The following is a 12,402-nucleotide window of genomic DNA, read 5'->3' as shown; positions in this document are numbered from 1 at the left end:
AAATTGTCGATGGAGCCCCCTTTTGTCATCCCATCCCATCCTGATCGAGGATGTGTCGATGTCCTACGGTTCGCACCGCGTCCTTGACGGTCTGTCGATCGCGGTACCGGCGGGCAGCATCACCGCGTTGCTTGGCGGGAACGGCGCGGGCAAATCCACCACTTTGTCGCTTCTCCTCGGGTTTGTCCGACCCAACGACGGCCGGGTCACGGTGTGCGGAGTCGATCCTGGCGTCGAGCCCGATCATGCGCGAGGCCGGACCGCCTACCTGCCGGAAAATGTCGCGCTGTACGATCATCTCACGGCTGTCGAGAACGCGTCCTATCTGCTGGCACTGTCGGGCAACCGCCCGTCGCGGGCCGCGATCCTGGACGCGTTCGCGGCGGCGGGCTTGCAGGAGCGCGCCTGGGATGCACGGTTGAGCGGCTTTTCCAAGGGAATGCGTCAGAAAGTGGCGATCGCGGTCGCCTGGCTGCGCGAGGTGCCGGTATTGTTGCTCGACGAGCCTACTTCCGGGCTTGATCCGCAAGCGACCGCGGACTTCAACGCGCTTCTCCACGCGATCCGTGTCCGCAACACCGCCGTGCTGATGGTGACGCACGACCTGTTGTCCGCCGTCGATGTCGCCGACCGGATCGGCTTCCTCGAACGCGGGCGGATCGTCGAGGAGGTGGCGGCGACCGGTACGGAGCGGTTCGACATTCGCGCGCTGCGCGCGCGTTTCGGCGAGCGGGCGCGCGCCGCATGAGCGCGATGACGTTGATCGCGCGCGACGAACTCCGGCTGATGCGGCGCAACCACGTCGCGGTGACGGCGGTATTGCTGCTGTTGCTGCTGACCGTCGTCGCGGTGGCGACGGCCTGGACGCATCAGCAGGGCATCGCCGAGACGCGCGCGCGCCATCAACGCGCGGCGAATGCCGCGTTCGAGGCACAGCCGGACCGGCATCCGCACCGCGTCGTCCACTATGGGCATTTCATCTTCCGGCCGCTGAGCCCGCTGGCGGCGTTCGATCCCGGGGTCGATCCGTTTACCGGCAACACCATGTTCCTTGAGGGGCATCGGCAGAACACCAGCAATTTCGGTGATGTGCTACAGAGTTCGCTGCTCGTCCGCTTCGGCCAGCTGACGCCGGCGTTCGTCCTGCAGGCGGCAGTGCCGTTGCTGCTGATCTTCCTCGGCTATGGCGCGGTCGCGCGCGAGACCGAGCGCGGCACGTTACGTCCGCTGCTGTTGCAGGGCGCGGCGGCATGGTCGATCGTGCTCGGCAAGCTCGCCGCGCTGGGGCTGGTGGCGGGGGTGGTCGGTGTGCCCGCGATGATCGGCTTTGCGCTGATCGCCGGACAGCCCGGCGCGTCTATAGGTCCTATCGCCTTGATTATCATCGCTTATGGCGCGTATCTGGCGCTGTGGTCGGTGGCGATCACCTTGGTTTCGACACTGGTGCGGCGGCGGAGGGACGCGTTGCTGGCGCTGCTCGCGATCTGGGCGGTGACGGTCGTCCTGCTTCCCCGCGTCGCCCCGGACGTGGCGGGGCAAATCTACCCACTTGCCAATCGCTTGCAGACTGATGTCGCGATCGCGCGCGACCTGCGCTGGCTGGGCGACAGCCACAATCCCGATGATCCGCACTTCGCGCGGTTCAAGGCCGACGTACTGCGCCGCTACGGCGTGACGCGCGTCGAGGATCTGCCCGTCAACTATAAGGGATTGCTGGCGATCGAGGGCGAGGCGATCACATCCCGCCTGTTCGATCGCTATGCGCGGGAGAGTTATGCCGCGCACGCCGCGCAGAACCGCATGGTGCTGGGCTTCGGTCTGCTCAGTCCCACGATCGCGTTGCGACAGGTGTCGATGGCGTCGGCGGGTACCGATTTCGGGGGGCATCAGCGTTTTCTCGAACAGGCGGAGCGCTACCGCTACGACCTGGTCCAGCGGCTCAACCAGCTCCAGGCCGATCAGGTGAGCTATGCCGACGACACAGCGGTGGATGCCGGTGCCGATCGCCGGAAGCGGATCGGCGCCGATCATTGGCAGCGGATGCCAGTCTTCACGTTCACGCCACCGACGCCGGCTACGCTGGTGGCGGCCGGGCTGCAGGGACTGGCAATCATCGCCGGCTGGCTGGTTGCGGCGACGCTGATGCTGACGGCCGCGACGCGACGGTTGGGAGCGAAGTGATGCCGCTGTGGATGCACGAGGCGCAACTGCTGCTCCGGTCGCGCTGGGCGGCGGCGGCGCTGGCCCTGCTGGCGATCCTCAGCGCGGCGGCGGTCGCGGCGGGCATGGCCGAGATCGCGCGGCAGCGCGGGGCGATCGCCGCCATCGCGCCGGCACAGGCGGAGGACATCGCGGCGGTGCGGGCGTTCGTCGATCGCAGCAAGGATGGCGGACAGGCGGCCTATTACAGCTTCCACCCGACCTGGGACGCGCCGTCGCCGCTGGCCTTCGCCGCAATCGGGATGCGGGACGTCGCGCCCTATATCCTGCGGGTCCGCGCGCTGGGGATCGAGGCGCAGATCTACGACGGCGACACCTTCAACCCCGAACTGGCGCTGCCCGGCCGGTTCGACTTCGCGTTCGTGCTGGTGTTTCTGGCTCCGCTGTTCACGATCGCGCTGTTCCACGACCTGCGCTCCGGCGAGTGCGAGGCGGGGCGGGCGCGGATGCTGGAGGCGATGCCGGGGGCGGGGCGGCTGTGGTGGCGACGCGCCATGGTGCGCTTCGTCGCGATCACCGCCGCGCTGACGATCCCGTTCCTCGCCGGCGCGATATGGTCCGGTGTCGCGATCGGCGCAATTATCCTGATCGTCGTGGTGGCGGCGCTGTATCTGCTCTTCTGGATCGGGCTGGCGGGACTCGTATCGTCGCGCGGGCGCGGATCGACCGCCAATGCCGCGACGCTCGCGGCACTATGGCTGGTGCTGGTGCTGATCATCCCGACGCTGGCGAACGTGGTCATCAACCGGACGAACCCGGTCGACGAGGGCGCGCAGATCGCGCTGGCGCAGCGCGAGAACGTCCACCGCGCGTGGGAAATCCCGCGCGAGGAGACGATGCGGCGCTTCTATGCCAACCATCGGCGCTGGTCGGACGCGCCGCCGCTGACCGAGGCCTTCCACTACAAATGGTATCTCGCGTTTCACCAGAACGGTGACGAGAGCGTGGCGGCGCGCGTGCGCGCCTATCGCGCCGGGCTGGAGCGGCGCGCGGCGGCGGCCAATGCGCTCGGATGGGTGTTGCCGTCGGTCGGGGTGCAGGCGCTGCTGACCCGACTGGCCGGCACCGATCTGACCGCCCAGCTCGCGTATCAGGACCGTATCCGCGCGTTTCATCGACGGCTGCGCGCCTTCTATTACGATTACGTCTTCTACGATCGGCCGTTCGGTGCGTCCGATTTCGACAAGGCGCCACGTTACCGCGCGACCGGGTGAGCGGGGTCGAGTCCTCCGCTGGCGCCGGGTCGATGCCGTGTTTCGGCGCACGCCAAGATCCAGCGTCACGTACGACAACGACGGATGGGAATTGCTGCCCCGTGCTCCTGCGTTCGCAGGAGCGCGGGAGCGTGTTTCGCGGAGTTCGCGACGTGTTCGGGCCATGGCGGTGCATTCCATGGCCGTGGACTCCATGACCTGAGCCGTTGCGGAACCGCTCACGTCACTGGGTTTCGGCGACATGGACCCCGGCCCGCGCCGGGGTCACGGAGCGTGATTCCCACCGCGCTCGACCATCGGTTTGCTCTAGAAGCGCGCACCCAAGCGGACGCCGATCGTGCGCGGGGCGATCGGGACGATGTAGATGCGCTGGTCGCAGGTGCCGCATTGCTGGAAGCGCGAGATCTCGCCGCGTTCGTCCCACAGGTTCCGCACGAACACCTCGAAGGTATACCCCGAGAGCTCGCCGCCGATCGCCAGATTGGCGCTGGTATAGGGTTGCAACCGGCCCAGCCCGCTCGCCTTCGATGTCCCGTCCGCGGTCAGCGACAGCACGCGGATATCCGAGCCGGCGGAGCTCTGGTGAGCGACCAGTCCCTGGATATAGGCGCGCACCGCGCCGATCGGGACGGCATAGCGCGCCGTGCCGCTCAGCTTGAAGCGCGGAGTGATCGGCAGGCGGGTGCCGCGCGGCGCCAGCACGTCGTCGCCCGTCGGGCTGCACGTCACCGACGAACACAGGTCGGTCAGCGTCCTGGCGTCGGTGTACGATCCCGCCGCCGTCAGCGAGAGCCCGCCGCTGTTGAACGCCGCGTCCATTTCCACGCCGCGAATGCGCGCGTCCGGCCCGTTCTGGATGATCGTGAAGCTGTTCTCGCCCAGGAACGAGAACTGGAACTGGTCCCAGTTCTGCTGATAGACCGCGCCGTTGAAGCGCAGGCCGTCGACGACGGTCGTCTTCCACCCGACTTCATAATTGGTCAGGAAGTCCGCCTGATAATCACCGACATCGCCACGGCGATTGATCCCGCCGGGGCGGAAGCCGCGCGACCAAGTGGCGTAGAGCAGGACGTTGTCGATCGGCTTCCACGTGGCATTGACCTTGTAGGTGACGCCCTGGCCATCGGCGCGCTTGGGCACCACGCTGTTGCCGACCGGCACGCCCAGATTGACGCACGGGATGCCGCCGACATCCGGGGTCTGCAGGAAGCCGCCGATCGACCCGCCGTTCAGATAGGCGTCGCGCAGCGTGCCGCCGCCCGCCAGATAGCAGCCGGCGACGCCGGTGCGCGAGCTGCCGGCGGCGTTGAATGGTTCGGCGGTGTAGGGACGGCCGTCCGCCGCATCGACGCCGGGATTGCGACCGAAGCCGAAGAAGCCGATCAGCGAATTGTCATAGATGAAGACGCGTCCGCCCGCCGTGAGCGTCAGCTTGGGCGTCAGATCGTAGCTTGCCTCGCCGAAGACGGCATAATCCTTGTCGACGCGGTGCTGCCGCGTGAGCCAGAGCGTGCCCGGATAGTCGTTGACCGACACCTGCGACCCGAGATTGGGCACCTTGTAATTCTGGAAGATCAGGTTGCTCTGTCGCTGGTAGAAGGCGCCGGCGACCAGCCGGAACGGCGCCTCGACCGGCGAGGCGACGCGCAGTTCCTGACTGAGTTTCTTGAAATGGTCGCGCGCGACGATCACCTGGCGCGGATCGATCGTCTTGCCCGCATTGTCGACATAGGCGAAATAGCCGGCCAGTCCGCCGACCGAGGCGTACATCGAGTCATACGCCTCCGAATAGTCGGTATAGTCGCTGGACTGCAGCGTGCGGCGGTCGAGCAGCGCGCCGGTATAGGTGAGGTCCCAATTGCCCACCTTGCCCTCGATCGTCAGCGCGGCCTGCGTGAAGCGGTCCTGGCGATATTCCGGATAGAAGTGCTGGACCTGAAGATCGCCGACCTTCGGATCATAGCCATAGGTGCCGTGCGAACGCTGTTCCTGATGCAGCAGCGTCGGCGTGACCGTCCAGTTGTCGTCCAGGTCGATCTTCAGCGCCGCGCGCCCGCCATAGGTATCGGTGTCGTTATAGTCCTTCTTCACGAAAGCCTTGTTATCGACGGTGATCCCGCCCGGCTGCGGCAGGAAGCTGCGCGTGCCCGGCACGTTGTCGATATAGCCGGCGTCGCGTTCGTAGAAGCCGACCACACGCAACGCGATGCGATCGTTGAAGGGGATGTTGAGCATCCCCTCCAGCGTGCCGCCGATCCCGCCGGCCTTCACCGTGTTCACCTCGCCATCGACGCGGCCGTAGAAGCCTGCGGTGTCGGGCTTGTTGGTGATGATGCGGATCGTGCCCGCCTCGCTGGACGCGCCGTACAAGGTGCCCTGCGGGCCCGCCAGGCTTTCGATGCGCGCGATGTCGTAGATATGGACGTCGAGCGTGCCGCCGATCGTCGTCACCGGCTGCTCGTCGAGATAGCTGCCGACCGAGGGCAGCGAACCGGAATGGTTGCCGTCGCCGCCCGAGGCGACGCCGCGCATATAGACGGTGGTCACGCCCGGCTGGCTCGATTGAAAGGCGACCGAGGGCAGAAGCTGCGTATATTCGTTGAAGTTGGAGATGTTGAGCTGGTCGAGGCGCTTCGTGCCGATCGCCTGGATGCTCATCGGCACGCTCTGGATATTCTCGTCGCGCTTCTGCGCGGTGACGATGATGTCGCCGTCGGTGGAATTGTCCGGTTGTTGCGAGGGGACGTCGGCCTTCGTGGTCTGGCCGGAGCCGGAACCCGCCGCATCCTGCGCCAGGGCGGGGCCGGCCAGCGCGGCGGAGGCGAGCAACGAAACGATCACGCGACGACGAAAGCTGACCACCACACCAACCCCCTTTGTTGCGCCCTTTATTGCGCCTTTGTGACGCATGCTGCGACGCGGCACGACCGGGGTCAATCGGCATCCGGCAACATTTCGTCTGAAATCACGCCGCGTGGCGAAATTGTCACGCTGCCGACGAGAAGTCCGGCGCAAGAGGATAATGTTCGATCACGTCGCCCAGCGCGCGCTCCAGCGGGGCGAGATGCGCGGCGAACGGTCGCCACGCGCGGTCTCCGCCGCGAAAGATCGGCTGGCGGACCTGTTCGGAGGACGCGGTGCGGACCGGGCGCTCGGTCCGGTGCGACGACAGGCACGCGGCATCGAAGGGCAGCGCGCACGCATCGAGCAATGCGCGGATCGTCGGTTCGGGTGCGTCGACCAGTTCCTCGTGGATCACGCGGTGGACGCGTCCGGGCTGCACCGTGTCGAGATGCGCCATCATCCGCACGTAATCGCGATAATAGCGCCCCATGTCGTCGAGCGCGTAGCTGAACGCCTGTCCGCGTGCGAAATGCTGCTTGAAATTCGAGAAGCAGCAGGCGCGCGGATCGCGCCGCGCGTCGATGATCGTGGCGTTGGGCAGGATGACGCGGATCAGCGCGACATGCGCCCAGTTGTTGGGCAGCTTGTCGACGAAGAAGGGCCGGTCGCTGCGCCGCTGCACGGCGGCGCGGCGCAGATAGTCCTCGCCCAGCTGTCGCGCTTGTTCGGGCGTGAGGGACGCCAGTCCGGCGGGATAATGCTCGATCCGCCGCGCGAGCACGGGCAGGTCGGGGAGTTCGGTCGTTCCCTCCACCAGCGGGTGGCTGGCCAGGATCTGTTCCACCAGCGTCGATCCGGCGCGCGGCATCCCCAGCACGAAGATCGGATCGGCGGACGGACACCCCCAGCCGGCGCGCGCCGCGAAAAAGTCGGCCGGGCAGGTGGCGCGGATCGCATCGACGAAGCGCGTCGTCTCGTCCGCGTCATAATCGATCTGCGTCCGGCGCAGCGCATTGCCGGCGGCATAATGCGCGAAGGCGCGATCGGCATCGCCGCGCTCCTCCCACGCCTTGCCGAGCGCGAAGTCGAGGTGGAAGCGATCCGCGACGTCGATAGCGTCGCGCGCCAGCTGCGCCGTCATCGCGGCGACGTCGGCGTCGTCGAAGCGGACCGTCTTCAGGTTGGCGAGGCTCCACCACGCCTCGCCCAGCGCGGGCCGGAGCGCGATGGCGTGGCGGTAGGCGGCGACGCCATCGGCCTGCCGCCCGACCGTCTTGAGCATATGGCCATAGCTCATCCACACCTTCGGTTGCGTCGGCGCCTGTTCCAGCACGCGCTCGTAGAGCGGGATGGCGTCCTCGAAACTTCCCAGCCGGCCGAGCGCCGCCGCCTTCAGGTTGATGTGGCCGACATGCTCCGGCTCGTCGGCCAGCAACGTGTCGAGTTCGGCCAGCGCCTCCGGCGCGCGGTTCAGGCGGTAGAGGACGATCGCCAGATTGGCGCGCGCGGCGGTGAAGCCGGGGGCCAGTTCCAGCGCGCGGCGCAGCAACGTCTCGGCATCGCGGTTGCGCCCGATCCGCCCGGCCAGCTCCGCCAGCATCCGGATCGCCCGTGCGTCGAACGGATCGCGCTTCAGATACGAGCGCAGCAGCGGTTCGGCGATCTCCAGCCGATTGTCGTGGAGCGCCAGCGCGGCGTCGACTAGCATCGGGGGAAAGCGGTCGGGAAAGCGATCGGGGCTGGGGACTGACATGGAAGACGGAACAAACCACGCCGCCCCCGCGCGATCAAGCGCGGCGACGGCGGGTCGCGGCGCGATGGGCTTTCGCGGCGCGCTGGCGCTGGTGATGGGCAATCTGATCGGGGCGGGCATCTATCTGCTGCCGGCGACGCTTGCGCCGCTGGGCGGCAATGCCACGCTGGGCTGGATCGCGACCATCATGGGGGCGATGTGCCTGGCCCTGGTCTTCGCGCGGCTGGCGGCGGCGCGGCCCCGCGCGGGCGGCCCCTATGCCTATGCCGAGGCGGCGTTCGGGCCGCGCATCGGCTTTGCGGCGGCGTGGAGTTACTGGACGCTGGTCTGGGCCGGTAACGGGGCGGTCGCGGTGGCGGTGGTCAGCGCCTTGAGCGTCGCGATCCCGTCACTGGCGCCGCATGCCGCGCTGGTCGCGGTGGCGCTGGTCTGGCTCGCGGTACTGGTCAACATCGCCGGGGTCGGGGTCGCGGCGCGGGTGCAGATGGTGACGATGGTGCTGAAGCTGGTGCCGCTGGCCGGGGTGATCCTGCTGGCGGGCTGGTGGGTGGTGAGCGGACACCCCTTGCCCGCACAACCGGCGGTGCCGATCAGCGCGCAGGCGATCGCGGGCGCCGCCGCGCTGACCTTCTGGGGGTTTCTGGGCGTCGAGTCCGCGACCGTTCCCGCCGACAAGGTGGATGATCCGGCCCGGACAGTGCCACGCGCGACCCTGATCGGGACGGCGGCGGTCGGGCTGATCTATTTGGCGGTGTCGGGCGCGATCAGCGCGCTGATGCCGCGCGCGGCCGTCGCCGCGTCGCCATCGCCGATCGCCGACTTCCTGGGCGGCGCGCTGGGGGCGGGGATGACGCAGGTCGTGGCGCTGTTCGCCGCGATCAGCGCGCTGGGCACGCTCAACGGCTTCGTGCTGTTGCAGGGCGAGATGCCGCGCGCCATGGCGGCGGGCGGGGTGTTCCCGCGCTGGTTCGCGCGGGAGAGCGCCAGCGGCACGCCGGTGCGCGCGCATCTGCTGGCGGGCGGACTGGTCACGATCGTCACGCTTGCCAATTACACGCGCGGGATGGGCGACCTGTTCGCGTTCGTCGCCTCGGTATCGCTGGCGGCGGGGATGCTCGCCTATTTCGTCAACGCGCTCGCGGCGGTCCGGCTGCTGGGCGGCGACGCGCCGGGGCGGCTGGCGGGGCTGGTGTCCGCCGGCTTCATCGCTTGGCTCTCCTACGGGCTGGGGTGGGAGGCGAACGGCTGGGCGCTGGTGCTGCTGCTCGCCGGGGTGCCGGTCTATGCGCTGGTCAGGCGCGGCGGCGCCAGCGCCCGATAAGGCTGCGGTCGGCGAGGATCGCGTGCGCGGCATTATGCCCCGGCGCGCCCGTCACCCCGCCGCCGGGGTGCGTGCCCGATCCGCACATGTAGAGCCCGCTGATCGGCGCGCGATAATCGCCGTGGCCCAGCACCGGGCGCGCCGACCACAATTGGTCGAGGCTCATCCGTCCATGGAAGATGTCGCCGCCGACCAGCCCGAACTTGCGTTCGAGGTCGAGCGGCGAGTGGATCTGTCGCGCGATGATCGATTTCTTGAAGTTGGGCGCATGGCGGTCGACGGTGTCGATGATGAGGTCCGCCACCTCCTCGCGCGCGTCGTCCCAGCTGCGGCCGTCGGGCAGTTCGGGGGCGAATTGCTGGCAGAACAGGCTGGCGATATGCATCCCCGGCGGGGCGAGCGTGTCGTCGACCGTCGTCGGCAGCTTCATCTCGACGATCGGCTCGCGCGACCAGCCATGCACCTTCGCATCGTCGAAGGCGCGATCCATATAATCGAGGCCGGGGGCGATGATGATCCCGGCGGTGTGATGTTCGGCGCGTTCCTTGCCGGGCAGGACGGTGAAGTCGGGCAATTCGCTGAGCGCCACGTTCATGCGGAAGGTGCCCGATCCGGTCCTGAAGCCCGCGATGCGGCGGCGGAAATCGGTGGGCAGGTCGGCCCCCTCGACCATCTGGCGATAGAGCATGGCCGGTCCGACATTGGCGGCGACGATCGGCGCGGCGATTTGCTCGCCGCTGTCGAGCACGACGCCCGCCGCCTTGCCGCCGTCGATCAGGACGCGCGACACCGGCGCCTCGAGGCTGATCTCCACGCCGGCATCGACGCACGCCGCCTGCATCGCCTGCGTGATCGCGCCCATGCCCCCGACCGAATGGCCCCAGGCGCCGAACTTGCCGTTCACCTCGCCGAAGACGTGGTGCAGCAGGACATAGGCCGACCCCGGCGTCGAGACGCCCGCGAAATTGCCGACCACCGCATCGAAGGCGAAGGCCGATTTGACGTGATCGTCCTCGAACCAGCCGTCCAGGAACTCGCGCGCGGACTTGGTGAAAACGTCGAGAAGGTCGCGCTGCGCCGCGATGTCGAGCTTCGCCAGCGGCCAGCCTTGTCGCGCCGCCGCGACCGCCTCCATCAACCCGCCACCGGCGTTGGGCGGTGCCTTCAGCGCCAGATCGCGCAGCACCTGCGCGACCTTCTCCAGCGCGGCGTCGTAATGCGGATAGGCTTCCGCATCGCGGCGGCTGAACCGCGCGAACTGCTCCTGCGTCCGCGCCGTGCCGCCGCCCAGCGTCAGATAGGTGTCGGGGAAGGGGAAGAAGTTGCTGATCGTCCGCTCGATGATACGAAAGCCGCGATCGTGCAGCTTCATGTCGGCGATCACCTTGGGGCGCAGCAGGCTGACCGTGTAGCTGGCGGTCGAGTTGCGGAAGCCGGGGTGGAACTCCTCCGTCACCGCCGCGCCGCCGACGACGTGGCGGCGTTCCAGCACGCGCACCTTCAGCCCGGCGCGCGCGAGGTAGAAGGCGCAGACCAGCCCATTGTGCCCGCCGCCGATGATGAGTGCGTCGTACTTTTTCGTCATGCCTCGCGCCCCGCCCGTCGCCCCTGCGAAGGCAGGGGCCTATGTCTGTCCAGTCCGCCACGTCGCTTTGACACATCGGCGCCGCGCCGGTGTCCGGTCCTCCGCCCTCAATCCACAGTCATGGACCCCTGCCTTCGCAGGGGCGACATGGGATTGCGCGACCAGCCCGGCGGCGGCGCGCGATGCAGTCGTGCCTCCGGGATGCGCGCGCGCACCTTCGCGGCGAAGCTGCGCAGGCACACCTCGCTCGCGCCGATCGGGCCGGCGGTGTAGCTGGACGAGGCCATGCCCTGCTGCACACGCTCGATCAGCCAGGTGTCCTCGGCATTGACGGTGCGGTTGATCCGCCAGTTGGCGTAGCGGACCAGCTTCATCGCGCGGCGATCGTCGCCCGGCAGCGCGAAGACCATCTCGCGCAGCACGCAGGCGGTCGGCGACACCGGCAGCCATTGCATGAAGTCGATCTGGTCGGGATAGATGTCGAACGCCATGTTCGGCCAGAGCTTGTAATAGAGCCAGAGTTTCTGGTTGGCCTCCGGCAGGTGATCGACCGGGGGCAGATGCGCCTGATAGAAGCGCTCCCACGGATCGGCGGAGGGCCGGTCGACCAGCTGACCGGACATCCGGTCGACCCAGCCCGCCGCCTCGATCGCATAGCTCTTGCCGAACAGCCGCGTCAGCCCGTCGTGCGCGACCGGGATGTGCAGGTTGTCGGAATAATTGTCGCCGACGTTCTTCCAGTTGACCGCGCGGTCGCGCACCCGCACGTCGCCGATCCGGCGCATGTCCTCGAACCGATAGGGCGCGACCTCATGGTCGAAGGGGGCCATCATGTCCGCGACGCGCGGGCCGCCGTCGTCCTCCAGCCGCACGAAGACGAAGCCGCGCCACGTATCGAGCTCGACCGGGACCAGCCCGGTGGCGGCCATGTCGAGCGCGGGATAGTCGCGGCGCATCGGCACGCCGGTCAGCCGCCCGTCCAGTTCATAGACCCAGGCGTGATAGGGGCAGACCAGCTTCTGCGCGCAGCCGCTGTCGCCATCGACCAGCCGCATCGCGCGGTGGCGGCATACGTTGTGGAAGGCGCGGATTTCGCCGTCGGCCCCCCGCATCACCACGACATTCTCGCCGAGATACGAGAGGGTGCGCCACGCGCCCGCCTCCGCGATATCGCTGACATGGCAGACGATCTGCCACGACGGGCGGATGATCCGCGCACATTCCAGCGCGAAGACCTCGGGATCGGTATATAGCCACGCCGGCAGGCTCCAGTCCGCGTCCGGATCGGGAAGGGGCAGCTCGGCTGGACGTGGCATCGGAGTCTCCGCGTGCGTGTTGCACGATCGTATAATAAGGAAGCGGCGTGAGCAAGCGCGTGACCGCCGACGCCCGTCGGCACGACCTGATCGAGGCGACCGTCCGCGTGCTGGCGGAGCGGGGGGCGGCGGGGGCGTCGGTGCGGACG

General features: G+C 68.2%; 8 protein-coding genes. 4 read left to right on the top strand and 4 right to left on the bottom strand.

Features of this window, described 5'->3' with window-relative positions; genetic code table 11:
• The first annotated feature begins 58 nt into the window (after nucleotides 1–58).
• The 3 genes from NS334_RS09660 to NS334_RS09650 are packed head-to-tail and all read left to right on the top strand — an operon-like array spanning nucleotide 59 to nucleotide 3,434.
• On the top strand, nucleotides 59–748 hold the full coding sequence (locus NS334_RS09660) for an ABC transporter ATP-binding protein (protein WP_058755784.1): 690 nt from the start codon (nucleotides 59–61) through the stop codon (nucleotides 746–748).
• Nucleotides 745–2,181, top strand: a complete 1,437-nt coding sequence (locus NS334_RS09655; protein ID WP_058755765.1) for an ABC transporter permease — start codon at nucleotides 745–747, stop codon at nucleotides 2,179–2,181. Before NS334_RS09660 ends, NS334_RS09655 begins: the two co-directional genes overlap by 4 nt.
• Nucleotides 2,181–3,434 (top strand): DUF3526 domain-containing protein, encoded by a 1,254-nt coding sequence (locus tag NS334_RS09650; protein ID WP_058755764.1) that lies wholly within the window; start codon nucleotides 2,181–2,183, stop codon nucleotides 3,432–3,434. Before NS334_RS09655 ends, NS334_RS09650 begins: the two co-directional genes overlap by 1 nt.
• 306 nt (nucleotides 3,435–3,740) lie before the next feature.
• Here the strand turns inward: NS334_RS09650 and NS334_RS09645 are convergent, their stop codons facing one another.
• Both NS334_RS09645 and NS334_RS09640 read right to left on the bottom strand, forming a co-directional pair.
• Nucleotides 3,741–6,299 (bottom strand): TonB-dependent receptor, encoded by a 2,559-nt coding sequence (locus NS334_RS09645; RefSeq protein WP_058755763.1) that lies wholly within the window; start codon nucleotides 6,297–6,299, stop codon nucleotides 3,741–3,743.
• A gap of 121 nt (nucleotides 6,300–6,420) precedes the next feature.
• Nucleotides 6,421–7,986 (bottom strand): tetratricopeptide repeat-containing sulfotransferase family protein, encoded by a 1,566-nt coding sequence (locus tag NS334_RS09640; protein ID WP_058755762.1) that lies wholly within the window; start codon nucleotides 7,984–7,986, stop codon nucleotides 6,421–6,423.
• 43 nt (nucleotides 7,987–8,029) lie between these two features.
• Here NS334_RS09640 and NS334_RS09635 point away from each other — a divergent pair, with 43 nt between their 5' ends.
• Nucleotides 8,030–9,352 (top strand): amino acid permease, encoded by a 1,323-nt coding sequence (locus NS334_RS09635; protein WP_083500380.1) that lies wholly within the window; start codon nucleotides 8,030–8,032, stop codon nucleotides 9,350–9,352.
• Here the strand turns inward: NS334_RS09635 and NS334_RS09630 are convergent.
• Together NS334_RS09630 and NS334_RS09625 are read right to left on the bottom strand one after the other, a co-directional pair.
• Nucleotides 9,324–10,937: a phytoene desaturase family protein gene (locus NS334_RS09630; protein ID WP_058755760.1), complete on the bottom strand. Its 1,614-nt coding sequence runs from the start codon at nucleotides 10,935–10,937 to the stop codon at nucleotides 9,324–9,326. The two genes, NS334_RS09635 and NS334_RS09630, sit on opposite strands and share 29 nt — an antisense overlap.
• 107 nt (nucleotides 10,938–11,044) lie before the next feature.
• The gene (locus NS334_RS09625) at nucleotides 11,045–12,253 is read right to left on the bottom strand and encodes an aromatic ring-hydroxylating oxygenase subunit alpha (protein ID WP_058755759.1); all 1,209 of its coding nucleotides are present in this window, start codon (nucleotides 12,251–12,253) and stop codon (nucleotides 11,045–11,047) included.
• Nucleotides 12,254–12,402 lie beyond the last annotated feature (149 nt).

It is taken from the genome of Sphingomonas endophytica (assembly GCF_001476895.1).
GTDB lineage: Bacteria > Pseudomonadota > Alphaproteobacteria > Sphingomonadales > Sphingomonadaceae > Sphingomonas > Sphingomonas endophytica_A.
This window is presented reverse-complemented; position numbering and strand designations above follow the sequence as displayed.